This is a genomic window from Lactobacillus sp. PSON (assembly GCF_052615405.1).
Window position 1 is genome coordinate 130,839 of sequence record NZ_JBQXFW010000004.1, and the last position, 22,602, is coordinate 153,440.

The following is a 22,602-nucleotide window of genomic DNA, read 5'->3' on the forward strand; positions in this document are numbered from 1 at the left end:
AATCTATTATTGGAATTGAAAATATAATAATTTTTAGGAGGAATCATGGATAAAGACCCACTAGTATATCAATATGCAATTGGTAAGCGTAAGCCTTACGATTATGATTATGGTAATCGTCAAGGTAATCAGAATGCAGGTTGTCCGTTTTGTGATGTAGCACATTTGGAAAATATTTTTGAAAAAGACGAAGATCGTATTTGGCTCAAAAATAAATATCCCACTTTGCAAGATACTGACCAAACAATTTTAATTGAATCAAGTGATCATCAAGGAGATATTTCAACTTATACTCGTGAAGAAAATCAAAAGTTAATGAAATTTGCTTTGAAATGTTTTCATAAGATGTTAGATTCTAAGAAATATAAAAGTGTTTTATGGTATAAAAACTTTGGTCCTAAATCAGATGGTTCATTAACGCACCCTCATATGCAGATTGTAGGATTAGATAAAAAAGATGGTTATCAAGATGTAGGCGAAGATAATTTTAAGGGCTTTGAAGTTGGAAAAAGTGGCGATGTTGAAATGAATTTGTCCTCTCGTCCAGTTCAGGGCTACCAGGAAGTTAATATTATTACTTATCATAATCAAGACCTTGATACTTGGGCAGATTTAATTCAAAAAGGAACTCAGTATGTAAGATCAGTTTTATCTCATGGTGTTGATTCTTATAACTTATTTTTCTATCCAATGAATGATGGGCAAGGAACTTGCTGTAAGATTATTCCTAGATTTTATGCTTCACCATATTTTGTTGGTTACAAAATTTCTCAAGTAGATGATTCCGATACTTTAAAATGGGAAGCTGCACGTCTTAAAGGCTTTGTGACGGGTGGAATAAGTCTTAATTAATATACTTATAGATTTTTTCCTTGGTGGCAGACTGGTTTGCCACCTTTTTGTTATAATGAAAGTAATAAAAATGCGCATTATTAAAGAAGGAATTTATCAATGAAAAAAATCGTAGTTATCGGATCTAGTAATGTTGATACAACATTACATGTAAAAGACTTCCCTAAACCAGGTGAAACTATTAATGCTCAAGATGTTACTATAGCAGGTGGTGGTAAAGGTGCAAACCAAGCTATTGCTGCAGCAAAAAGCGGAGCAGAAACTGAGTTTATTAGTCGTGTAGGTGAAGATAGTTTTGGTGAATTTATCATGACTCAACTTAAGAGTTATGGTGTGTCTCTTGATTATGTTCAAACAACACAAGAAGAAAAAACTGGACATGCTTATATCACTTTAAATGAAAATGGTCAAAATGATATTATTATTGACCATGGTGCTAATTATCAATTGAGTGTATCTGATATTGATGCAGCAAGTGACTTGATTGATGAGATAGATTGTGTGATTGCACAATTTGAAACACCAATTGAAGCAACGATAGAAGCTTTTAAGATGGCTAAAAAGAAAAATGCTGTTACAATTTTGAATCCTGCACCTGCAATTAAGCAAATTCCAGTAGAATTATTGAAATACACTGATTTAATCGCACCTAATGAAACAGAAGCAGCTTTAATTACTGGTATAGTAATCAATAATGAAGAAGATTTAAAGAAGAATGCTGAAAAGTTGCATGAATTAGGTGTAAAAAATGTCGTTATTACCTATGGTGATAAAGGTTCATATATTTCAGCAGGCAATGTAGAAAAGCTTGTTCCAGCTTTTAAAGTAAGTGCTACTGATACAACTGGTGCTGGAGATACTTTTATTGGCTTTTTAGCTGGAAACTTAAATAAAGATCTTTCTAATATTGAAGAAGCGGCTATTATTGCTAGTCGTGCATCTTCTATTGCAGTTCAACGTCTTGGAGCCCAACCTTCAATTCCAACTGCAAAAGAAGTAAAAGATTTAATGGAGAATTAACATATGGATAAGCAAAAACAAGATGAATTAAAAAAAGAAGCAGCCATGCAAGCTGCAATGATGGTTGAACCAAACTCAGTCTTAGGAGTTGGTACTGGTTCAACTGTTGCATTTTTTATTGATGCTTTAGGCAAAAGAAAAAATGAAGAAGGTTTAGAATTAAAACATATTGTTACAACTTCTAATAGAAGTAAGAAGCAACTTGAAGACTTAGGCTTTAAAGTTGATAAATTAAGCGATATAGATCAAGTTGATCTTACTGTTGACGGAGCTGATCGTGTAGATGACCAATTAGATGGTATCAAGGGCGGTGGCGGAGCATTAACTCTTGAAAAAAATGTTGCTGTTAACTCTAAGAAAATTATTTGGATTGTTGATGAATCAAAGCTTGTTCATCATTTAGGTGGATTTGCACTTCCAGTTGAAGTATTACCAATTTCATGTGAACAAAACTTCCGCAAGTTCCAAGAAGAAGGCCTTAAGCCTAGATGGCGTATGACTGATGAGGGTAAGCGTTATGTAACCCACTACGGCAATTATATTATTGATTTAGCAGCCGACCCAGTACCTGCTCCACACGGCTTGGCTGATTATTTAGACCATACTGTAGGAGTTGTAGAACATGGATTGTTCCTTGATATGTGTGATGAAGTAATTATTGCTCATAGCGATGGTACGATTGAAGAAAAAACACGCTAAAATAAATTTCCTTAAAAGTTGGATAATTCCAGCTTTTTTGTTTTGTTCAAGATTGGTAAAATTAACTTAACTACTTTATCGATTTTTAGAAAGGAAATTTATTATGACTAAAAAGCCATTAATTATTAGTACTGATCCAGGCATTGACGATGTTGCAGCAATGACAATCAGTCTATTTAGCAAAGAACTTGATGTAAAAATGATTGTACCAACTTGGGGAAATGTACCACTTAAGTATACTTTGCAAAATACACTTAATTTAGAAAAATTTTTAGGTACTCAAGTTCCAGTAGTTGTTGGAGCTAATCAACCATTAGTTGCCCCAGCTATCAGTGCGGCTAGTGTTCATGGAAAAACCGGTATTGCTGGTTTTGAATTGCCAGAAGCTGATAATTCATTAATAAAACCAGGACTTGCTTCAACAATAATGTATGAAGAAATCATGAATAGTCCTGAAAAAGTAACCTTGATGGGAATTGGTCCTTTAACTGATTATGCACTTTTATTAAAGCAATATCCTGATGTTATCGAAAATATCGAAGAGTTTGTTATTATGGGTGGTAATATTGGTCGAGGCAACCATAGTCCTTTAGCAGAATATAATATTGCAGGTGATCCAGAAGCTGCTAGTGTAGTATTTAATAGTGGAGTTTTAGTAAAAGTGGCTCCTCTTGAAATTGGTAACAAAGCTCATGTTACTCAAGCACAAATGACAGAGATTAAGAAACATGGAAAAGTTGGTGACATGCTCTATTCAATGTTTTCTAATATTCATGAGCCAGATGGTGACACAAGAATTAAGATTTTTGACCCAACTGCTGTAGGAATTATGCTTCATCCTGAATTTTTCACTATGAGAAAAGCTCGTGTAGACATTGAACTTACTGGTCGCTTTACTTATGGTGCAACTAGCATGGACTTTATGAAGGAAGATACTAATGCATTAATCGCCACAGATGTTGATGTTGAAAAATTTGCTAGCTGGTTTATTGATAGTGTGGAAGTTGCTGAACAAGGGCAAAAATAATGACAGACTTTGTTTATCGCAATGTAATGCGCGATATTAAGCAAAATATTTTAAAAGGAAGCTACAAAGGGATGCGTCTTCCTGATGAGCGTAGTCTTGCAGAGTATTATCAAGTTAGTCGTTCTTCAATGAAGCGCGCTTTAGGAGTGCTTGCTGAAGAAGGAATTGTCTTTAAAAAACGAGGTAGCGGCACCTTTATTAATCCCTTATATTTAAAAAATCAAGCACTTTTTCGTTATGAAGGTTCTAATTTAGGTTTAACTGATAGTTTTAAATGGCCTGGTAAAAAGCAAACAATTAAGTTACTTAGCTTTCATGTGGTTAAGGCCACTCCTGAAATTGCACAAGATTTGTTTTTGAATGAACAAGATTTTGTTTATGAGTTTAAAAGACTTCGATTATTAGATAATCAGCCGTTTTTAATAGAAACAGGTTATATACCTATCAAAATTATGCCTGAATTAAAACCAGAAATTTTGCAAAGTTCACTTTTTAATTATTTAGAAGATGAACAAAATAAAACAGTAACCAAAGCATCTTTAAATATCACTGTTGAACCTTCAAATAAAGAAGATCAAAAAGAAATGAAATTAACTCCAACTGAACCTGTGGGAGTAATGGATGGAATTTTCTTTTTAGACGATGGAACACCATTTGAAGTATCAAACATGAGAGTGCACTATCACTATATGAGATTCAATACTTTTGTAAATTTGAATAGATAATAAAAAGCAAATCCTAGTGATTTGCTTTTTTCATGGATTCATTTTTTGAGTTAAAACAAGAAATTATATTTCAAATTGTTCGCTGTTATTTATAGGACTAGTATATACAAAGCACAAGTTAGTATGTTTAGTTTCATCGCGCAAAACTTGCATAATTTTTTGTTGCTCATGAGTTAGATGCAGATGTTTTAAAGCAACTTGTGCATCAATATACATAACTAATTTATTAGTATAGGCTAGTGGATGGTCATTTTTTTCGAATTTGCGCATTACCAACCCTGCAGCATCACGTACATTACGATACTTTTTAATATTCATTTCATTAAAAGTATTATTTTGTTCAAAACTATTATAAAAATTACTCAGTAATGTATAAATCCTATTGTTTTTTTGCTTTTGCTGAGTACGACTAAATAAATTAATCATGGTTTTACCTCCTTAATTACAGAGATAATTTGGGTATGGGGACTGAAATTATCTGCAAACTCTTTAGATAAAGGAATATCAGTAATTAAAACATCTACTTTATCTAAAGGAAGTGACATAAATGGAGAGGAATTTGTATTAGTAAACTTATATTGTTCTGCTATCAATACAACTTGTTTAGCTCGTGACGTTGCAATTGAAATCATTTGCGCATCCACTTGTGTTGAGGTGTAAACTCCATCTTTTCGTACTTTTGAAGTACCAATAAAGGCAGTGTCGAAACGTACTTTGTTTAACTCAGAGAGTGAATTCATGGAGTAGATAAGGCGGTCTTTCTTTTGAATAGTTCCTCCAAGAATTGATACAGTGGGAAGCGGTGCAGTCATTAAAGCTAAAGCATTATCAACTGAATTTGTAACTATTTCTAAATTTTTTCCAGTTATTAAAGTACAAAGCTGTCGTAAAGTGGTTGAAGGACCTATGAAGTCAAGCTGTCCTGGATGAACAAAACGAGCAGCTGCTTTTGCCATTTTAATTTTGATTGGCGATTGAATTTGAGTTCTTGCTAAAAAATCAGGCACATCGCTATCATCAATGACCATTAATCCGCCGTGAACTCTAAGAGCTTGTCCAGTTGAAGTTAAGTGGATTACATCGCGGCGTGCAGTATCAAATGATACGCCAAAATGTTTGGCAAGATTTCGAGTTGATAGTTGCTTTTCTTTTTTTAATAACTTTTTGATTTCAATTAAACGCTTTTCTTGAGACATTTTTCCCTCCACCAATAAGTTAACATTTCATAAAGATTTATTCAGTGTTTAGTAAGTGCTTTACAATTGTTTATCAGTATTTTTATGTATTTAATTATAAAAATACTGATTAGTTTTAGCAAGAATGGCTTAAAATTAAGCTTTTAAGCGTCAGCATTTTGCTAGAATACTTGTTTAAAATTGGGTGGTACCAATTTTTTAAGTAGTTGAACTTTTATAAAAAGATGGTATTATTAAGTTGTAAGAAAAAAGCAAATAAACTACTAAAAACTTATTTAGTATTAACCCAAAAGGAGAAATATTATGGCGGTTGATTACGATTCAAAAGACTATTTAAAGAGTGTCGACGCTTATTGGCGTGCAGCTAACTACTTGTCAGTTGGACAATTATTCTTAATGAAGAATCCACTTTTAAGAACTCCGCTTTTAGCAGAAGATGTTAAACCAAAACCAATTGGTCACTGGGGTACAATTGCTCCACAAAACTTTATTTATGCTCACTTAAACCGTGTGCTTAAGAAGTATGATCTTAATATGTTCTATATCGAAGGTTCAGGCCATGGTGGTCAAGTTATGGTTTCTAATTCATATCTTGATGGTTCATATACTGAACGTTATCCAGAAATTACCCAAGATGTAGCTGGTATGACTAAGCTCTTTAAGCGTTTTAGTTTCCCAGGTGGTGTTGCTTCACACGCTGCTCCTGAAACTCCAGGCTCACTTCATGAAGGTGGTGAACTTGGTTATGCATTATCACATGGTACAGGTGCGATTTTAGATAATCCTGATGTTATTGCTGCTGTAGAAATTGGTGATGGTGAAGCAGAAACTGGTCCACTTGCAGCTAGCTGGTTCTCTAACAAGTTCATTAACCCAATTACTGATGGTGCAGTTTTACCAATTTTACAAATCAATGGTTTTAAGATTTCTAATCCAACTATTGTTTCAAGAATGTCAGATGAAGAGTTAACTGAATACTTCCGTGGCATGGGTTGGGATCCACACTTTGTTTCTGTCTTTAAAGGTGGACGTTTCGATGGTGAAAAATCAACTGAAGAAGTTCACGAAGAAATGGCCAAGACTATGGATAAGGTAATTGAAGAAATTAAATCTATCCAAAAGCATGCTCGTGAAAATAATGATGCTACTTTACCACATTGGCCACTTATTATTTTCCAATGTCCTAAAGGTTGGACTGGTCCAAAAGAAGACCTTGATGGCAATCCTATTGAAAACAGTTTCCGTGCTCACCAAATTCCAATTCCTGTTGCTCAAAGTGATATGGAACACAAAGACCTCTTAGTAGATTGGCTTGAAAGCTATAAGCCAGAAGAATTATTTAATGAAGATGGTTCTCCTAAGGATATTGTTACTCAAAATACTGCTAAGGGCGATAAGCGTATGGCAATGAACCCAATTACCAATGGTGGTATTGATCCTAAGCGCCTTAATTTGCCAGATTACCGCAATTACGCTTTAGAAATTAATAAACCAGGTGAAAAGACCGCTCAAGATATGGTTGAATGGGCTAAGTACTTAGATGATGTAGCAACTTTGAATCCTGAAACTTTCCGTGGTTTTGGTCCAGACGAATCAAAATCAAACCGTTTGTTCCAACTTCTTGACAATAAGAAGCGTCAATGGGAACTTGATGTTCATGAACCAAATGACGAAAACTTGGCACCAGAAGGTCGTGTGATTGACTCACAATTATCAGAACACCAAGATGAAGGCTTCCTTGAAGGTTATGTATTAACTGGTCGTCATGGATTCTTTGCAACTTATGAAGCATTTGGTCGTGTAGTTGACTCAATGCTTACTCAACATATGAAGTGGCTTAGAAAAGCTAAGGAACAATACTGGAGACATGATTATCCATCTCTTAACTTTGTGGCAACTTCTACAGTATTCCAACAAGACCACAATGGATATACTCACCAAGATCCAGGTATTTTGACTCACCTTTATGAAAAGAATCGTCCAGATTTAGTTCATGAATACTTACCAAGTGATACTAATACTTTGCTTGCTGTATCAAACAAGGCTTTCCAAGACCGTGAATGTATTAACGTTTTAGTAACTTCTAAGCAAGAACGCCCACAATGGTTCTCAATTGATGAAGCTACTGAATTAGTTGACAAGGGTCTTGGCTACATTGACTGGGCTTCAACTGATAAAGGTACAAAGCCTGATGTTGTCTTTGCTTCAACTGAAACTGAACCAACTCTTGAAACTTTGGCAGCAATCGACATTTTGCACAAGAAATTCCCTGACCTTAAGATTCGTTACATCAATGTTGTTGATGTTATGAAGCTTATGGCTCCAAAGGATAATAAGAATGCAATTAGTCAAGAAGAATTTGACAGATTATTCCCAACTGATGTGCCAATTATCTTTGCATGGCACGGATACAAGTCAATGATGGAAAGTATCTGGTTTGCTCGCAAGCGTTACAATGTTTCAATTCACTGCTATGAAGAAAATGGTGATATTACTACTCCATTTGACATGCGTGTCTTGAACCACTTGGATCGTTATGACTTAGCAAAGGATGCAGTTGAATCAATTCCAGAATTGCGCGGCAAGAATGCTGACTTCATTGCTGAAATGGATAAGATGCTTGCTAAGCACCACCAATACATTCGTGATAATGGTAAGGATATGCCAGAAGTTACTGAATGGGAATGGGAAGGCTTAGATTAAGATAGAATATAGTTATAAGAAAAAACGTCTGATGAAAAATCAGGCGTTTTTTGTGTATTGGAATATATTGTCATTAATAAGCGCTTTCTTTTGATGAGATGGAATATAAAAACTATAATAAAAGTGTAGATACAGAGGGAGAAGATGGATAAATGAAAGATAAAATAATCTGGTGGATACAATTTATTATTAATGAATTGTTTATGTTAAAAATGTATAGTTACATTTCTCAGTTATATGGCTATGATGGGGGCTGGTCTTTACTTGTAGATGCGATTTTGATAGTAATTGCATTAGCGTTAGGCTATGCCCTAACAGTAAAATTTGAAAATAAGGAGTGAGAGTTACCATGAAAAAATGGAAGAAATATTTGACAACAATAATTGTTTTAATAATAACTATCATGGGAATAGGGTTATCAAGTAATTCTAATGATGCTAATGCTCTTAAATTTCCATGGGGTGGATTATGGAAAATAGCGGCTAGATATAGTGATAGATTTTTCCGTATTTCTCCTCATGTGTATAATGGTCCTTATGGACGAGTCTCTACTCCAGGAACTGTTATATTAAATGGATCTAAGTATGGTTCTAGTGCAATGTATAATATTAAAGCGCGTTCTACTAAAAATTCTTTAGCTTTGTATGCTAAAGGTTCGCCTAGAACACTATTTAACAAATACTCACTGATTGTCATTAATCCTCATGGACATTATACAATAAATGCAGCAATTACGACGGGAGTTTATAGGGGGTTTAAATTTGGATTAAGAGGTACATATAAAGTTATATTTGCTTCAAATACTTATTATGAATTAGCCCCATATGTTTCATATCGCAAAGACTCTGCTAACAGAATTTTTGGAACTAGTGCGGTTGCAATACCAAATACTATTAATAACAGTAATAATCAAAATGATAAATTTGAAAATGTTGGTTATGGAAGCATGTTATATCCATCTTGGGGAACTGGAACTCAAGGTACTCCAGCTAAAACGCTTACCGTTGCTCAATTATATAATCAACTAGATGATAATGGCACGGGAGTATATTCAACGAAGTCATATTTACCGGGCAGTACTATAACAGTTTCAGATACTGTTACAGGTGTTGAATATGAACCTTCTACAAATTCAACTGAACTATTTTTTGGAAGCCCTAATATTTATTTAGAATATCAAGGTAATCTAACAAATGTGATAAAGCCAGGAACACATTTTGAAAAGGCAATGAAAGTTGAACAATTAGGTAATAATGCTGCGTATAGATTACCAGACTACTTCAAATACTTATTAGATAACAATGAATCAAGTTATCCATCATACTATTAAATAGTGTTTAATAACAAAAAACGTCTGATGAAAAATCAGGCGTTTTTTTGCTTCATCAAAATTATAAAATACGTTTTATAATTTTTACTAAAATAGAAAAATACAAAACATATTTTTCAATAATATTAAAAATGCAAAATTATAAAATATGTTTTATAATTTTAATAAAAATTGCAAATTATAAAATATGTTTTTAAAAAAGGAGCGGTTATGATAATTCAAAGACCAAGATACATGGAATTTTTAGAGAAGTTCAAAGACAATGAACAAATAAAAATAATTACAGGAATTCGTCGGTCAGGTAAGACCTACATCATGAAAATGTTTATTGATAAATTAAAGAAAGATGATGGAGTTGATTCGTCAAACATTATTCAAATGAATTTTGAATAATTTGCTTTCCGCAAAATTAAAGATGCAGATTCTCTCTATCAATATGTTATGGATCATAAAGGAAGTGGCAAGCAATATTTGTTCTTTGATGAAATTCAGCATGTCAACGCTTGGCAAGAAGCTATAAATGCCTTTAGAGTTGATTTAGATTGTGATATTTATGTGACTGGATCAAATAGTTCACTTCTTTCGGGTGATTTGGCTACACTTTTAGCGGGTCGATATGTAGAAATGCATGTTTTTCCGTTATCATTTTCTGAATATTATAATTATCATCAAGGAAAATCTGATACAGCTTACCAGTTATTTTTAAATTATGTTCAAGATGGTGGTTTTCCATTAGTTTCAATTGCAACCGATGCTGAAGTTAAAGCTTCTATTAAAGAAGGGATTATCGATTCAGTAATTTTAAATGATGTTTTGTTGAGATCGAGATTGCGTGATGAAACAGCACTTCTTAGATTAGTAGGCTATTTGATGGGTGAAGTTGGTAACAGTATTTCTGTGTCAAAAATAGTTTCTACATTAAAATCTAATCAAATAAATGTTTCTAATCCAACAATTAATACCTATTTGGATCTTCTTAAGAGAGCGTTTGTTTTTTATTCAGCAAAGAATTATGACTTACGTGGAAGAAAATATTTGAGTGCAAACGAAAAATACTATGTAGTAGATACTGGATTACGTAATACCTTCATTAATAAAAGTGGACGTGATAGTTTAGGACATCAATTAGAAGATATTGTTTACATAGAGCTTCTTAGACGTGGTTATCAGGTTGATGTCGGTAAATATGGTAGTAAAGAAATTGATTTTGTTGCAAGAAAAGGAGATGAAACTGTTTATTATCAGGTTACTCAACAATTACCAGAAAATAGTAAACGTGAAACCGATAATTTACGCTATATACCTGATGGTTATAAAAAGAAGGTTCTAACTTTAAATTTGTTAGATCAAGGAACAGTGGATGGAATTGAAGTTGAATATGTAATAGATTGGTTACTAAAAAATTAAATATACTTGACGACGTTTGGCCTAGTGTCAAGCGTTTTTTTGTGAAATAACTTAGCTATTTGTTTCTTATTTGGAAAACATAGCTTTCATCTATAAAATCTATCCTTTGTTATTTATCAATATGTAAAGCCTTAATATAAACATATTCTTTTGTGTAAACGGTTGCGCAAACTTCTTATTTAATTATTTACTAAAAATGAAATATATTTCACAAGTTGAAATATTACATGAAAAAGTAGAAACAATCTTTCATCATTTATGAAAGCGGATACATTTAATTGAAATAATGATATAAATATAACTGTAAGAACTAAAGAAAATCTTGATTGAGGAGGAAGAAACAATGACAGATAATCGTAAGTTTTCAGTTGTAATTGCTGGTGGTGGAAGTACATTTACACCAGGATTTGTACTTGATTTAATTAAAAGTCAGGATATGTTCCCATTAAGACAACTCAAGTTTTATGACAATGATGCAGAGCGTCAAAAGAAAATTGCGGACGCTGTAAAAATTATTATTAAAGAAAGAGCTCCACAAATTAAATTTGAAGCAACAACAGATCCAAAAGAAGCCTTTAGTGATGTTGACTTTGTAATGGGTTCAATTCGTGTTGGTAAGTATCACATGAGAAGCCTTGATGAAAAAATCCCACTAAAATATGGTGTTAACGGTCAAGAAACAACAGGTCCCGGCGGAATGGCATACGGTCTTCGTTCAATTCCTGCAGTTTTACAAATTATTGACTGGATGGAAAAGTATTCTCCAAATGCTTGGATGATTAACTATTCAAACACAATTGCAATTGTTGCTGAAGCTTGTCGTAGACTTCGTCCACACGCAAAAGTTATTAATATTTGTGATATGCCAATTGATATTATGAACAGAATGGCAAAAATTTGTGGTCTTGATAGTTTCCATGACTTAGATTTCACTTATTATGGTTTGAATCACTTTGGTTGGTGGAAGTCAGTTACTAACAAGAAGACTGGCGAAAACTTAATGCCAAAACTTAAAGGTTATGTAAATGAAAATGGTTACTGGGTTGGTGGCGACTATGATAAAGACACTGAGCCAAGCTGGGAAGCAACTTTCAAAAAAGCTGCAGATTGCTACAAGCTTGAACCAGAAACATTGCCAAATACTTATATGCAATATTACTACTATCCAAAGTATGAGGTAGAAAATGCAAATCCAAAGCATACTCGTACTGATGAAATTTTGGAACATCGACAAAAGATTGTTTTTGGAGAATGTAAACGTATTGTAGAAGCTGGAACCGCCAAGGATAATATTTGGGATATTTCAGGTCTTCACTCTGAATACATTGTTGATATTTGTCACGCAATTGCTTATAACACTCATGAAAAGTTTTTAGCAAACTGTCCAAATAATGGCGCAATTTCTAATATGGATCCAGACTCAATTGTAGAAGTTCCTTGTCTTTATGGAGCAGATGGTATTCAGCCAATGGCTACAGGAAAGGCTGGAAGATTCCAAAGAGGGCTTATGATGGAACAACAAACTTGTGAAAAGCTTGTCGTAGATGCCTTTGTAGAACATTCATATAACAAGATGTGGCAAGCATTTGCACTTAATAAGACTGTTCCTGATGCATTAGTTGCTAAGCAAATTTTAGATGACATGATGGTAGTTAATAAGCCTTACTGGCCAGAATTGAAGTAAAGATAACTTAGTTAGAAGGTGTATTATCATGATGCAAAAACTTCAGCGATTCGGAGCGGCGATGTTTGTTCCAGTTATGCTGTTCTCATTTGCAGGTATCGTGGTAGCTCTTGGGAGTTTATTTAATAATCCAACAATTTTTGGGTCAATGGCAAACCCAGGAACTACTTGGAACTCAGTTTGGGATGTTATCTCTGCTGGGGGCTGGACTGTTTTTAATCAAGAAGGAATATTGTTTGCAGTAGGTTTACCGATTGGACTTGCAAATAAGTCTCGTGGTAGAGCTGCGATGGAAGCAGTAATTACTTATTTGACTTTCAACTACTTTGTAGGAGCAATTCTTGCACACTGGGGAGCAAATTTTGGTGTTCCGAACTTTAATAAGATTCAAATTACAGCCAACTCAACTAATGGCGGTTTAACTATGATTGCAGGTATTAAAACTCTTGATACTTCAATTATTGGTTCATTGATTATTGCGGGTATTGTAATTTGGCTCCACAATCGCTATTTTGATAAGAAGTTACCTGACTGGCTTGGAACTTTTCAAGGATCAACTTATGTATATTTCTTAAGTTTCTTTGCAATGATTCCTCTTGCAATTATCACTTGTTGGGGTTGGCCTAAGTTACAATTAGGTATCACTGGAATGCAACACTTTATTGTTAACAGTGGTTTAGTTGGTATTTGGATTTATACTTTCTTAAATCGAGTACTTATTCCAACTGGACTTCACCACTTAGTATATATTCCATTCCAGTTTGGTCCTGCGGTTGTAGCTGGCGGACTTCAGCCATACTGGTTAAAGCACTTATCAGAATATGCTGCTTCAACTCGTCCGTTGAGTCAATTGGCTCCATTTGAAGGTTTCCAAATTTATGGTAATGAAAAAGTCTTCTTAGTACCAGCTATCTGTTTTGCCTTTTATGCAACTGCAAAGGCTAATAAAAAGAAGCAAACCTCAGCACTTCTTATTCCAGCCGGACTTACTTCATTTTTAGCTGGGATTACTGAACCTGTTGACTTTACTTATTTGTTTGCGGCACCTGTACTTTGGATTATATATTCGATTTTAGCAGCTACAATGAATACTATTATGTGGTGCTTTGGTCTTCGTGGCAACATTACTGATGGTGCCATTGGGATTGCTGCTCAAAACTGGATTCCTTTATGGCAGAACCACTGGCATGTATATATGATGGAATTCATTGTTGGTCTTATCTTTGCAGTAATTACATTCTTTATATTTAAGATTATGATTGAAAAGTTTAATTATGTTACTCCTGGTCGTGAAGCTGATGATCAAGATGTTCATCTTTTGAATAAGAAAGAATATAAAGAAAAGAAAGCTGCAGAAAAAACTGGCGAAAGTGATCCATATACAGCTCGTGCAAAAGCCTATCTTGAACTTTTAGGAGGACCTAACAATATTGAAGAACTTAGCTCTTGTGCTACTCGTCTTCGTGTAACGGTAAAAGACCCAAGCAAGATGGGATCAGATGCAGAATTTAAAGCTAATAAAGCAGTTAATGTTGTTCACCACGGAAAAGCTATTCAAGTTATTGTAGGACTTGATGTGCCACAAGTTTTGGAACATATGCAAACTTTAATGGAACAAGCAGGAAATAGTAATGTTAAAACTGAGCAGGATAATCCATATGTTGAACGTGCTACTGGTTATATCGATCTTTTAGGTGGTAATAAAAATATTGAAAAATTGATTAACTGTTCAACTAGAATTCGTGCTACTGTAGTTGATCCTAAAAAAGTAGCTACAGATAATGAATTTAAGAAGTTTGATGCAAAAGAAGTTCAAAGAAAAGGCAATGAAGTTGATATTGTTGTAGGACTTGATGCAGATCAGGTTCTTGATGAAATGAAATCGCTTTTATAGAAAGAGAAAATTGTGTTAATATTAAAGTGTAAATATTTTAATAAAGGACACAATTATGGCAAATTTAAAGACAATGGTTTATAAAAATGGAAATAAATTGAATGATTCTGAAAAACAAATTATTCAATTTGTCCTGAATAATCCTAAACTGTGTAGCAGTTTGAGTTTGTCCAAGCTTTCTAAGAAGCTTTATGTTTCGGAATCTGCAATCTTTCGCTTATGTAAAAAATTAGGCTTAAGTGGCTATAGCGAATTGAAATTTAATTTAGAAGAATTAGCTCGCCAAGAAGAACGAAATTTCACAGCTAAAAATAATTTTCCTGAGGAATTAGCTTCAGGAATCAACGAAGTACAAAAATATTTTAAAAGTCTTGATTTGAATAAGTTGTTCCAAGATATTTCTAAAGCTAATAATATTTATATTTATTCAACCGGTTGGCAGCAAGAATTAATTGCCCAATATTTTTCTCATGAATTATTTATGGTAGGACAACATACTACAGTATTACCGTCAGCTCTTGATGAATTGCGGGCGATTAGCAGTTATGCTAAAGCAGGTGATTTGCTCTTTATTATTTCTTATAGCGGAGATAATACAGTAATTAATGAAGAGTTAGTTAAGTTAGAACTAACTAATGATAAGTTTAAGTATGTTTCTTTTACTAACTTAAAACAAAATAAATTGGCATTATTAGCAGAATATAATTTCTATTATCCAACAATTGTCTTTAGCAAAGATTCCGAATTTAGTGATGGAAAGACTGCCTTTACTCCAGCATATTACTTGATTGATTTATTAGTTAGTGAGTATTGTGTTTGGAAGAAAAATCACGAAGAAGGTGAATGATATGTGGAGTGTTAGTAAGGTTAGATTAACAAATTTCTTAAATAATTTTTTAAAAAGTGCCAATCTATCTGCTAAAAGAATTTTACATTTATATACGTATATTATGTTCTTTGTTCCACTTGCTTTTGCAGCTCTGATTGAATTACAAAGCTTATTAACTAAGACTAACTTTTTAGAATTACTTAAATCTCCATTTATAAGTATTTCAGTAATTGTTGCCTTCAGTGATTTTTTATTTGGATATTATCTTTGGATCAATAAAGATAAGGTATTGTTAAAAGAAAAGTCTTATCGAAGATTCATGATTATTCAGGCAATTAGTCAAATATTAGTTGGAAATTTTGTTTGCGAAGTTTTAGCATTAGCTGGAATTTATCAAGCAAAAGAAATTAATGATCAAAAAACAAATAAAGCGGATAAAATTATTAAAATTACTTCTATTGTAATGTTGGTAGTTTTTGCAATGTGCTTTGTAATGTTAATAATGGCAAGTTTGAGAAAGTAGGGTAAAATATGTTTAATTTTTTCAAGAAAAAGAATAAAAACGTTGAAATGGCAGCTGCAGTTAGCGGTGAGGTAATGCCAATCACAAGTGTAAAAGATGATGTTTTTTCTACTAAAATGTTAGGAGACGGTTATGCAGTTAAGCCTAGCGATGGAGACATTGTCGCACCAATTGATGGTGAAATTACTACATTATTTCCTACAAAACATGCCATTGGAATTACAACTGATAAAGGATTAGAAATTTTGATTCATTTGGGCCTTGATACTGTTGAATTAAAGGGTAAGCCATTCGAAGTTAAGGTCCAAAAGGGAGCCAAAGTTAAAAAAGGCGACTCTCTTGCCCAAATGGATCTAGATGAAATTACAGAAAGCGGCTATGATGATTCTGTAATTGTTGTTTATACAAATATGGACGTCTTAAGTTCAGTTTCTACAATTGAACCAAAAACTGTAACTCGCGGTGAAGATGTTCAAGTTATCGAGTACAAATAAGAATCTCCCCCTCTTTTTAGAAGTCTGATACAAAAATCAGACTTCTTTTTATTTGAAAACATTTACATCAAATTTTTTCAAAAAAATGCTTGCGTTTTTTAAAACATCAGGTATACTAATAAATGTGCTTGAGATATGAAGCATAAATCGAATATGACCCGTTGGTCAAGTGGTTAAGACACGGCCCTTTCACGGCCGTAACATGGGTTCAAATCCCGTACGGGTCACTAATGGAGGATTAGCTCAGCTGGGAGAGCATCTGCCTTACAAGCAGGAGGTCACAGGTTCGAGCCCTGTATCCTCCATATTTTTTTGCCATCGACTAAGGTCGGTGGCTTTTTCATTTAAAAATTATAGGTGAATTGAATATTTTGCACTATAATTAAAGTAAACGCTTTTAGAAATAGGTGCAAAAATGAAAAAATATCGTCCAAATACAACTGCAGTAGTTGTTGGAATTGTTTTAATGGTAATTGGTTTAGTAATGTGGCTCATACGAGCTGCTTTTAACCAAAATTCACTTAATTGGTTACTTACAGTTGGATTGCTGCTAGTATGCTGTGGTGGATTAGAGTTAACTATTACGGCTTTTGTTGCGCTACGTAAAAATGATCTTGAAATTCAAAAGCAGATTCGTGCAAAAGAAGCTCAAGAAAAGAAAGATAAACAAAAATAACCGCCTTAGTTAAGACGGTTATTTTGTTGCATTTTTTTCTGCAATAACATTTGCTTTTTAAGCAGAGCTTGTTTCTTAGCCATTTCTTTTTGTAAGTTTTTAGCTTGTTTTACTGAGAGCACATGCCAAGAATTGGGTACTTTAAAAGTATATTGGCGATTTTTAAGCTCGTTATTATGTTTAAAAATTCCAAACATTAGTCTGCTAAAGGTATTTTTGTAAACATAAGTAGTTGTTTTGATAGTCATTGTAGGGTTTTTAGACTTAACTACTTTAGCAGACATTTTTTCAGTTGAAATTGCTTTAGGCTTTTTTTCGCCATCATAATTTTTATAAAGGTATACTTTTTCGGTGCCATTTCCAAGTGGTTGGTAAAGCAAGATCGGTAATTGTTTGTTAGCACTAGAAGCTAAAGGCTTAGTAACAGTTACTGTTTTTTCTTTCATACCGTAATGATTATAATCATGTGCAACAATTCCCACAATTGAAAGAGTTGTTATTATTAAAGATATCCAAGCAATTGGAGTGTGGAACTTACCAGGAATCACATTAAAGTAAATAAAACTAATCGCGGCAATAATTAAAATTAAGATTATCATTACTTTTTAGCCTCCTCTGTGCGAATTCTTGCACGATTTCCTTTTTTTAAGAAGAAGGATAACACAAGTGCAATCAATGCGAACCCGATACTGATTGCAAATGAAGCATGGAAACCATCAAGAGTAGCATTAATTACGGAATTTTTATATTCAAGAGGAAGTGTATGGAGTAACTGTTTGCCGGGCATGTTGTCTTTAGTCGTTGTAGTTAATACTGAAACTAGAATTGCGGTACCAATTGATGATAAAACCTGTCTAAAAGTATTGTTAACAGCAGTACCATGAGAGATTTTATTTAAAGGCAGAGAGTTCATACCACTAGTAGTAACATTCATCATAACTAAAGCAACCCCAACCATTCTAACAGCATAAAGGATTACAATCATTGTGTAAGAACTTTGTTCAGTTAAAAACATGAATGGGACGGTTCCTAAAGTAAGAAGTGTCATACCAGTAATTGCCATTTTACGAGCGCCATAACGATCAAAAATTCGACCAGTAATTGGTGACATAATTCCGATCATTAAAGCTCCCGGCAAGAGCATAAGTCCAGAATGAAAAGCACTTTCTCCACGTAAGTTCTGAATATAAAGAGGTAAAACCATTTCAATTCCAACCATTGCTAAATTAGTAATACCACTTAAAATTGCAGCAAGTGAAAATTCGAAATGTTTAAAAACAGTAATATCAAGAAATGGATCGGCCATTTTAATTTGACGAATTCCAAATAATATTACAAAAATTATCCCTATAAAGATAAATGCTAAAATTTCAGGATTGGTCCAACCTTTATTGCCCGCTTCTGAAAATCCATAAAGAAGGGAACCAAAACCAATTGTAGAAGTAGCGACTGAAAAGACATCAATTTTTTCTTCTTTAGTTGGAAGTACATCCTTAATTAAGAAAAATGCTAAAGCTACAACTACAAAGGAAATCGGCGCAATCAAAATGAATAAGTATCTCCAAGAAAGGTTATCAACTATCCATCCAGAAAGAGTAGGACCGATTGCAGGAGCTAATCCAATAACGATTCCTACAGTTCCCATAGCTGCTCCACGTTTATCAGCTGGGAAAATCGTTAACATGATTGTTTGAAGAAGTGGCATTGTAACTCCAACTCCAAGGCCTTGAATAATTCGTCCAGCTAAAAGGAAATTAAAGTTTGGTGCTATGGCAGCTACCGTTGTTCCAATAAAGAAAGTTGACATAGCTGTTAAATACATCTTTCTTGAGCCAAAGCGATTGATTAACCAAGCTGAAATAGGAATCATTACCCCATTTACTAATAAAAATGCAGTTGAAAGCCATTCTGCAGTTGCAGTACTAATTTTAAAATCACGCATTATTGATGGAAGAGCTGTTGAAAGCAAAGTTCCATTTAGTACAGTACAAAATGACCCGATAATTAAGACTAAAACTAACAGATTACGATTATACTGTTTACCGTGAATATCAACAGGTTGTTTATCCATTTTATCCCTCTTTCTTTTTTGTTTGCATTAAAAACTATAGAATAAAAAAATATCTTTGTCAAATAATTTTACAAACAAGTAAAATATTTATACATTTATGTTAAAATTGTTCTATAATAAATTTTGAAAGAGAGATTAATTATGACCGACAATAAACAAATAGCTAAATTGTTTAAAGAACTGAAAATTGGAATAGGCGAAGTTAGTAATATTTCTGGTGTCTCACAGCGTCAATTGCGTTACTGGGAACAAAAAGGTTACATTAAACCAATTGATAGTAATAGCGGAGTAAGAGTTTATAGCTTTGAAACAATATGTACCATCTTTTTTATTAAGGGAAAGTTAGATGAAGGTTACACTTTAAGTGCAGCTTATGAAAAATCTAAGTCAGCTTACACTAAAAGTAAAATCATTCGTAAATTCTTTCACAATTTAGTGAATGGTGTTGAAATAACTAATGAAAAAGAGGCTTATGGAAAGATATTACTAGGAGATAATTTGCATATTAATGATGCAGACTATCAAGTAGTTGGAATAGTGGATGATAATGGAAATCACTTTGAAATAAAAAAGAAAAAGTAGCATTAAATTGAAGCATGATGAGTGTTTTTAATTTATAATAAGTAAGTACTATTAAATGTGAAATAATTAATTTTGAAGGGAGAAATTATGGATTTCAAGGAAGTATATAAAAAAGAACGTGTAACTCGTAAGTTTACTAATCGTAAGGTTAATGAAAAATTATTAGAAAAAATTATCAAACAAGCTCAGTTATCTCCATCGCTTCTTAATTCTCAACCTTGGCGAGCATATGTTGTTACAGGGGATGCTTTAGCAAAGTTAAAAGCAGATTCAAAAGCTAAGATTAAAGCAGGAGATAAACCAGATGAAGACTTTGCTTCAATGCTTTCACTTGATTGGGATACTTTTCCAAGTCAAAATATGGCAACTATGGGTGCTTCACAGGCTTACTTTTTCCGTAATAAATTGAATTTATTTGTTGATTCAAATAATGATATGTTCAATGCTCCAGCGATTGTCTTTTTGACTATTCCTAAAAAGTCCCCAGCTTGGTCAGTATTTGATTTGGGAATTTTTGCACAAAGTATTATGTTATTGGCAATTGATAATGGTTTAGCAATTATGCCTGCTCACTCATTGGTATCTTTCCCAGATTTAGTAAGACAACATGCTCAAATTCCAGAAACTGAAATGGTGGGAATGGCAATTGGTTTAGGATATCCAGACCGCAGTGCTGAAGTTAATGATCCTAAGTTTTTCCCAGATAGAGTTCCGTTTGAAAAAATCTACAAATTAATCAAATAATTATCTTATGTCAAAACTCTCCCACCTGACAGCATAAATGGTAGAATAGTATTAGATAATATTTTTAAATAAAAAGGTGATAATGCTTTGAGTGATACTCAAATAATAACTAATATAGTTGCTACCTTGATTATCTTTGTTTTTGCTGCCTTCTTTGTGGCTGCAGAATTTGCACTTGTTCAAACTCGTTCAAGTCAATTAGAAGATATGCTGGCAAATGGTCAAGGTAATCAGAAAAAATTAAAACGTGCTTTGCACATGGTACATAATTTGAATGAATATCTTTCAACCACCCAAGTTGGTACAACTTTAGTTGGAGTTGTTCTTGGTTGGTTCTCAGCTGATACTCTTTCACAAATTTTTGAAAAACTGTTCAATTTAACTTCTTTGAATCATTCACTGGTTAAATCAATCAGTGCTATTTTAGGTGTGATTTTGTTAACTTATTTGGAAGTTGTAGTAACAGAAATCGTACCAAAGAATATTGCAATTGATATGCCTGTGAAAATGATGATGTGGGTGGTTACTCCGCTTCAAGGTTTTCATACACTGGTTTATCCATTTGTATGGCTACTTAATACAAGTTCAAATGGTTTATTAAAGCTTTTAGGTTTTGAACCAGCTGATGAGGAAAATGAAATTTACTCTCAGTCAGAAATTATTAAGCTGTCACGAAATGCGGTTCATGGTGGTTCTCTTGATAAGTATGATTTGACTTATATGGAACGAGCTTTTGAATTAAATGATAAAGTTGCAAAAGATATCATGACTGATAGAACAAGACTTTGCGTCTTGAATTCTACTGATACAATTGCCCATGCTTTAGATATGTATTTAAAAGAAGGCTATAGTCGTTTTCCGGTTGTGCGTGATAATGATAAAGATGATGTAGTTGGTTATGTTTATGCCTATGACATTGTTCAACAAGCGCAAATTGATAAAACTGTCCCAGTTACAAGAATTATTCGTACTATTATTACAGTTCCAGAATCAATGCCAATTCAAGATATTTTACACTTAATGATCAAAAAGCACACACCGATTGTTTTGGTTGTAGATGAATATGGTGGTACAAGTGGAATTGTAACTGATAAAGATATCTATGAAGAATTATTTGGAACTGTTAAAGATGAAATTGATGATGTTTCAGATGATTACATTATCAAAGATAAAGATGGACAGATTCGTGTTTCGGGTAAAACAACCTTGTACGATTTTGAACGTTACTTCCATACTGATCTTAAGAGTTTTCAAGATAGTGACATCATTACTATCGGTGGGTATATGATGGAGCATTATCCTAACCTTAAAAAAGATGAAACAGTTGACTTAGAGGGATATACATTTAAACTAGAAAACATTGAACAAGGATTCATGCGTTGGTTTATTGTTACTCCACCTGAAAAAGAAAAGAAAACTGATTCAGAAAAATGAAAATCTTAGCAAGAAAGCGTGATTTAATGCGCTTTTTTTGTTTGTTGTGTTATAATTTTTCTATTAAGAGTTTTTGTAATAATTGAATGAAGGATGAATAAATGGCAAATAGCGACAATATCAACAGAATTATTGACCACAAGTTATTTACAGAAGAAGATATTCATGAAATGTGTGTCCGTTTAGGTGAAGAATTAACTGAAGATTACGCAGGTAAGAAGCCTTTAGTAGTAGGTGCACTTAAAGGTGCTGTATATTTCTTAACTGATCTTACGCGTCAAATGGATGTAGAACATCAATTGGACTTTATTGATGTTTCAAGCTATGGGGATGGCTTTGAATCAACTGGAAAAGTCAAAGTAGTATCTGACTTATCAGTTGATGTTAAGGATCGCGATGTTTTAATTGTAGAAGATGTTGTTGATTCTGGACTTACTTTAAAGTTTATGAAAGACCTCTTTAAAAAGCGTGGTGCTAAAAGTGTTAAGTGTTGTGTAATGCTTAATAAAGAAGCTCGTAGAACTACAGAGGTAGAAATTGAATATTACGGTTCAAAAGTTGGCGATGAGTTCTTGGTGGGTTATGGATTGGACTTTCTCAACATGTTCCGCAACATTCCTTATGTTGGTGCACTTAAGCCTGAAATCATCGAAAAGTACACTAAGTAGTTTTCTAAAAAGAAGTCGCCTAAATAGGGCGACTTTTTTCTTTG

23 protein-coding genes, 2 tRNA genes and 1 pseudogene are annotated in these 22,602 nt (G+C 33.4%); 22 read left to right on the forward strand and 4 right to left on the reverse strand.

Translation table 11 applies throughout. The features are described from left to right. Positions 1 to 45: 45 nt before the first annotated feature. From ACTHPI_RS03790 to ACTHPI_RS03810, 5 genes are all read left to right on the forward strand, one after another. Positions 46 to 852, forward strand: coding sequence for a DUF4931 domain-containing protein (locus ACTHPI_RS03790; protein ID WP_445352849.1), 807 nt, complete (start codon positions 46 to 48; stop codon positions 850 to 852). A gap of 99 nt (positions 853 to 951) precedes the next feature. Continuing rightward, a complete protein-coding gene (gene rbsK / locus ACTHPI_RS03795) occupies positions 952 to 1,872 on the forward strand; it encodes a ribokinase (RefSeq protein WP_445352850.1) in 921 nt (306 codons plus the stop codon). Positions 1,873 to 1,875: 3 nt separating this feature from the next. Next, entirely contained in the window at positions 1,876 to 2,571 is a 696-nt protein-coding gene (gene rpiA, locus ACTHPI_RS03800; RefSeq protein ID WP_445352851.1) for a ribose-5-phosphate isomerase RpiA, read from the forward strand. Between the two features lie 103 nt (positions 2,572 to 2,674). After that, positions 2,675 to 3,598 carry a nucleoside hydrolase gene (locus tag ACTHPI_RS03805; RefSeq protein ID WP_445352852.1) on the forward strand — a complete coding sequence of 308 codons (924 nt, stop codon included), beginning with the start codon at positions 2,675 to 2,677 and terminating at the stop codon, positions 3,596 to 3,598. Continuing rightward, the gene (locus ACTHPI_RS03810; protein WP_445352853.1) at positions 3,598 to 4,323 is read left to right on the forward strand and encodes a GntR family transcriptional regulator; all 726 of its coding nucleotides are present in this window, start codon (positions 3,598 to 3,600) and stop codon (positions 4,321 to 4,323) included. Before ACTHPI_RS03805 ends, ACTHPI_RS03810 begins: the two co-directional genes overlap by 1 nt. A 63-nt stretch (positions 4,324 to 4,386) precedes the next feature. Here the strand turns inward: ACTHPI_RS03810 and ACTHPI_RS03815 are convergent, their stop codons facing one another. After that, the gene (locus ACTHPI_RS03815) at positions 4,387 to 4,749 is read right to left on the reverse strand and encodes a bacteriocin immunity protein (protein WP_445352854.1); all 363 of its coding nucleotides are present in this window, start codon (positions 4,747 to 4,749) and stop codon (positions 4,387 to 4,389) included. Beyond that, on the reverse strand, positions 4,746 to 5,519 hold the full coding sequence (locus ACTHPI_RS03820) for a DeoR/GlpR family DNA-binding transcription regulator (protein WP_445352855.1): 774 nt from the start codon (positions 5,517 to 5,519) through the stop codon (positions 4,746 to 4,748). The genes ACTHPI_RS03815 and ACTHPI_RS03820 overlap by 4 nt, the downstream gene beginning before the upstream one ends. A gap of 303 nt (positions 5,520 to 5,822) precedes the next feature. Between ACTHPI_RS03820 and ACTHPI_RS03825 the strand changes: the two genes are divergently transcribed. The 13 genes and pseudogenes from ACTHPI_RS03825 to ACTHPI_RS03885 all read left to right on the forward strand — a co-directional run bounded on the left by ACTHPI_RS03825 (position 5,823) and on the right by ACTHPI_RS03885 (position 17,059). Beyond that, positions 5,823 to 8,222, forward strand: a complete 2,400-nt coding sequence (locus ACTHPI_RS03825; RefSeq protein WP_445352856.1) for a phosphoketolase family protein — start codon at positions 5,823 to 5,825, stop codon at positions 8,220 to 8,222. 152 nt (positions 8,223 to 8,374) lie between these two features. Next, positions 8,375 to 8,563 (forward strand): hypothetical protein, encoded by a 189-nt coding sequence (locus ACTHPI_RS03830; protein WP_445352857.1) that lies wholly within the window; start codon positions 8,375 to 8,377, stop codon positions 8,561 to 8,563. Between the two features lie 8 nt (positions 8,564 to 8,571). Then, entirely contained in the window at positions 8,572 to 9,552 is a 981-nt protein-coding gene (locus ACTHPI_RS03835) for a hypothetical protein (RefSeq protein WP_445352858.1), read from the forward strand. A 234-nt stretch (positions 9,553 to 9,786) separates the two neighbouring features. Next, positions 9,787 to 10,197: pseudogene (locus ACTHPI_RS03840) on the forward strand (ATP-binding protein); the annotation flags it as partial. Beyond that, positions 10,177 to 10,959: an ATP-binding protein gene (locus ACTHPI_RS03845; protein WP_445352878.1), complete on the forward strand. Its 783-nt coding sequence runs from the start codon at positions 10,177 to 10,179 to the stop codon at positions 10,957 to 10,959. The pseudogene ACTHPI_RS03840 and the gene ACTHPI_RS03845, both read left to right, overlap by 21 nt. 343 nt (positions 10,960 to 11,302) lie before the next feature. Beyond that, positions 11,303 to 12,643, forward strand: coding sequence for a family 4 glycosyl hydrolase (locus ACTHPI_RS03850; protein ID WP_445352859.1), 1,341 nt, complete (start codon positions 11,303 to 11,305; stop codon positions 12,641 to 12,643). Between the two features lie 28 nt (positions 12,644 to 12,671). After that, positions 12,672 to 14,537: an alpha-glucoside-specific PTS transporter subunit IIBC gene (locus ACTHPI_RS03855; RefSeq protein WP_445352860.1), complete on the forward strand. Its 1,866-nt coding sequence runs from the start codon at positions 12,672 to 12,674 to the stop codon at positions 14,535 to 14,537. A gap of 55 nt (positions 14,538 to 14,592) precedes the next feature. After that, positions 14,593 to 15,384, forward strand: a complete 792-nt coding sequence (locus ACTHPI_RS03860; protein WP_445352861.1) for a MurR/RpiR family transcriptional regulator — start codon at positions 14,593 to 14,595, stop codon at positions 15,382 to 15,384. Between the two features lies 1 nt (position 15,385). After that, entirely contained in the window at positions 15,386 to 15,889 is a 504-nt protein-coding gene (locus ACTHPI_RS03865) for a hypothetical protein (protein ID WP_445352862.1), read from the forward strand. A gap of 8 nt (positions 15,890 to 15,897) precedes the next feature. Continuing rightward, positions 15,898 to 16,383: a PTS sugar transporter subunit IIA gene (locus ACTHPI_RS03870; RefSeq protein WP_445352863.1), complete on the forward strand. Its 486-nt coding sequence runs from the start codon at positions 15,898 to 15,900 to the stop codon at positions 16,381 to 16,383. Positions 16,384 to 16,538: 155 nt separating this feature from the next. Further along, a tRNA-Glu gene (locus tag ACTHPI_RS03875) sits at positions 16,539 to 16,610 on the forward strand. A 5-nt stretch (positions 16,611 to 16,615) separates the two neighbouring features. After that, a tRNA-Val gene (locus tag ACTHPI_RS03880) sits at positions 16,616 to 16,688 on the forward strand. Positions 16,689 to 16,798: 110 nt separating this feature from the next. Continuing rightward, entirely contained in the window at positions 16,799 to 17,059 is a 261-nt protein-coding gene (locus ACTHPI_RS03885) for a hypothetical protein (RefSeq protein WP_445352864.1), read from the forward strand. 5 nt (positions 17,060 to 17,064) lie between these two features. Here ACTHPI_RS03885 and ACTHPI_RS03890 read toward each other — a convergent pair whose 3' ends face one another. Then, positions 17,065 to 17,658, reverse strand: coding sequence for a DUF4811 domain-containing protein (locus ACTHPI_RS03890; protein ID WP_445352865.1), 594 nt, complete (start codon positions 17,656 to 17,658; stop codon positions 17,065 to 17,067). Beyond that, positions 17,658 to 19,130: an MDR family MFS transporter gene (locus tag ACTHPI_RS03895; RefSeq protein ID WP_445352866.1), complete on the reverse strand. Its 1,473-nt coding sequence runs from the start codon at positions 19,128 to 19,130 to the stop codon at positions 17,658 to 17,660. The genes ACTHPI_RS03890 and ACTHPI_RS03895 overlap by 1 nt, the downstream gene beginning before the upstream one ends. 141 nt (positions 19,131 to 19,271) lie before the next feature. On the opposite strand from ACTHPI_RS03895, the gene ACTHPI_RS03900 reads away from it, so the two are divergent. The 4 genes from ACTHPI_RS03900 (at position 19,272) to hpt (ending at position 22,558) form a co-directional block, all read left to right on the forward strand. After that, positions 19,272 to 19,712 (forward strand): MerR family transcriptional regulator, encoded by a 441-nt coding sequence (locus ACTHPI_RS03900; protein WP_445352867.1) that lies wholly within the window; start codon positions 19,272 to 19,274, stop codon positions 19,710 to 19,712. Between the two features lie 87 nt (positions 19,713 to 19,799). Further along, on the forward strand, positions 19,800 to 20,456 hold the full coding sequence (locus tag ACTHPI_RS03905; protein WP_445352868.1) for a nitroreductase: 657 nt from the start codon (positions 19,800 to 19,802) through the stop codon (positions 20,454 to 20,456). 87 nt (positions 20,457 to 20,543) lie between these two features. After that, on the forward strand, positions 20,544 to 21,890 hold the full coding sequence (locus tag ACTHPI_RS03910; protein ID WP_445352869.1) for a hemolysin family protein: 1,347 nt from the start codon (positions 20,544 to 20,546) through the stop codon (positions 21,888 to 21,890). Between the two features lie 101 nt (positions 21,891 to 21,991). Next, on the forward strand, positions 21,992 to 22,558 hold the full coding sequence (gene hpt / locus ACTHPI_RS03915) for a hypoxanthine phosphoribosyltransferase (protein ID WP_445352870.1): 567 nt from the start codon (positions 21,992 to 21,994) through the stop codon (positions 22,556 to 22,558). The last annotated feature ends 44 nt before the right edge of the window (positions 22,559 to 22,602 follow it).

Coding starts and splice junctions, on each gene's coding strand:
- ACTHPI_RS03790 (WP_445352849.1), top strand. CDS start 46: ATGGATAAAGACCCACTAGTATATCAATATGCAATTGGTAAGCGTAAG.
- rbsK (WP_445352850.1), top strand. CDS start 952: ATGAAAAAAATCGTAGTTATCGGATCTAGTAATGTTGATACAACATTA.
- rpiA (WP_445352851.1), top strand. CDS start 1,876: ATGGATAAGCAAAAACAAGATGAATTAAAAAAAGAAGCAGCCATGCAA.
- ACTHPI_RS03805 (WP_445352852.1), top strand. CDS start 2,675: ATGACTAAAAAGCCATTAATTATTAGTACTGATCCAGGCATTGACGAT.
- ACTHPI_RS03810 (WP_445352853.1), top strand. CDS start 3,598: ATGACAGACTTTGTTTATCGCAATGTAATGCGCGATATTAAGCAAAAT.
- ACTHPI_RS03815 (WP_445352854.1), bottom strand. CDS start 4,749: ATGATTAATTTATTTAGTCGTACTCAGCAAAAGCAAAAAAACAATAGG.
- ACTHPI_RS03820 (WP_445352855.1), bottom strand. CDS start 5,519: ATGTCTCAAGAAAAGCGTTTAATTGAAATCAAAAAGTTATTAAAAAAA.
- ACTHPI_RS03825 (WP_445352856.1), top strand. CDS start 5,823: ATGGCGGTTGATTACGATTCAAAAGACTATTTAAAGAGTGTCGACGCT.
- ACTHPI_RS03830 (WP_445352857.1), top strand. CDS start 8,375: ATGAAAGATAAAATAATCTGGTGGATACAATTTATTATTAATGAATTG.
- ACTHPI_RS03835 (WP_445352858.1), top strand. CDS start 8,572: ATGAAAAAATGGAAGAAATATTTGACAACAATAATTGTTTTAATAATA.
- ACTHPI_RS03845 (WP_445352878.1), top strand. CDS start 10,177: ATGCATGTTTTTCCGTTATCATTTTCTGAATATTATAATTATCATCAA.
- ACTHPI_RS03850 (WP_445352859.1), top strand. CDS start 11,303: ATGACAGATAATCGTAAGTTTTCAGTTGTAATTGCTGGTGGTGGAAGT.
- ACTHPI_RS03855 (WP_445352860.1), top strand. CDS start 12,672: ATGATGCAAAAACTTCAGCGATTCGGAGCGGCGATGTTTGTTCCAGTT.
- ACTHPI_RS03860 (WP_445352861.1), top strand. CDS start 14,593: ATGGCAAATTTAAAGACAATGGTTTATAAAAATGGAAATAAATTGAAT.
- ACTHPI_RS03865 (WP_445352862.1), top strand. CDS start 15,386: ATGTGGAGTGTTAGTAAGGTTAGATTAACAAATTTCTTAAATAATTTT.
- ACTHPI_RS03870 (WP_445352863.1), top strand. CDS start 15,898: ATGTTTAATTTTTTCAAGAAAAAGAATAAAAACGTTGAAATGGCAGCT.
- ACTHPI_RS03885 (WP_445352864.1), top strand. CDS start 16,799: ATGAAAAAATATCGTCCAAATACAACTGCAGTAGTTGTTGGAATTGTT.
- ACTHPI_RS03890 (WP_445352865.1), bottom strand. CDS start 17,658: ATGATAATCTTAATTTTAATTATTGCCGCGATTAGTTTTATTTACTTT.
- ACTHPI_RS03895 (WP_445352866.1), bottom strand. CDS start 19,130: ATGGATAAACAACCTGTTGATATTCACGGTAAACAGTATAATCGTAAT.
- ACTHPI_RS03900 (WP_445352867.1), top strand. CDS start 19,272: ATGACCGACAATAAACAAATAGCTAAATTGTTTAAAGAACTGAAAATT.
- ACTHPI_RS03905 (WP_445352868.1), top strand. CDS start 19,800: ATGGATTTCAAGGAAGTATATAAAAAAGAACGTGTAACTCGTAAGTTT.
- hpt (WP_445352870.1), top strand. CDS start 21,992: ATGGCAAATAGCGACAATATCAACAGAATTATTGACCACAAGTTATTT.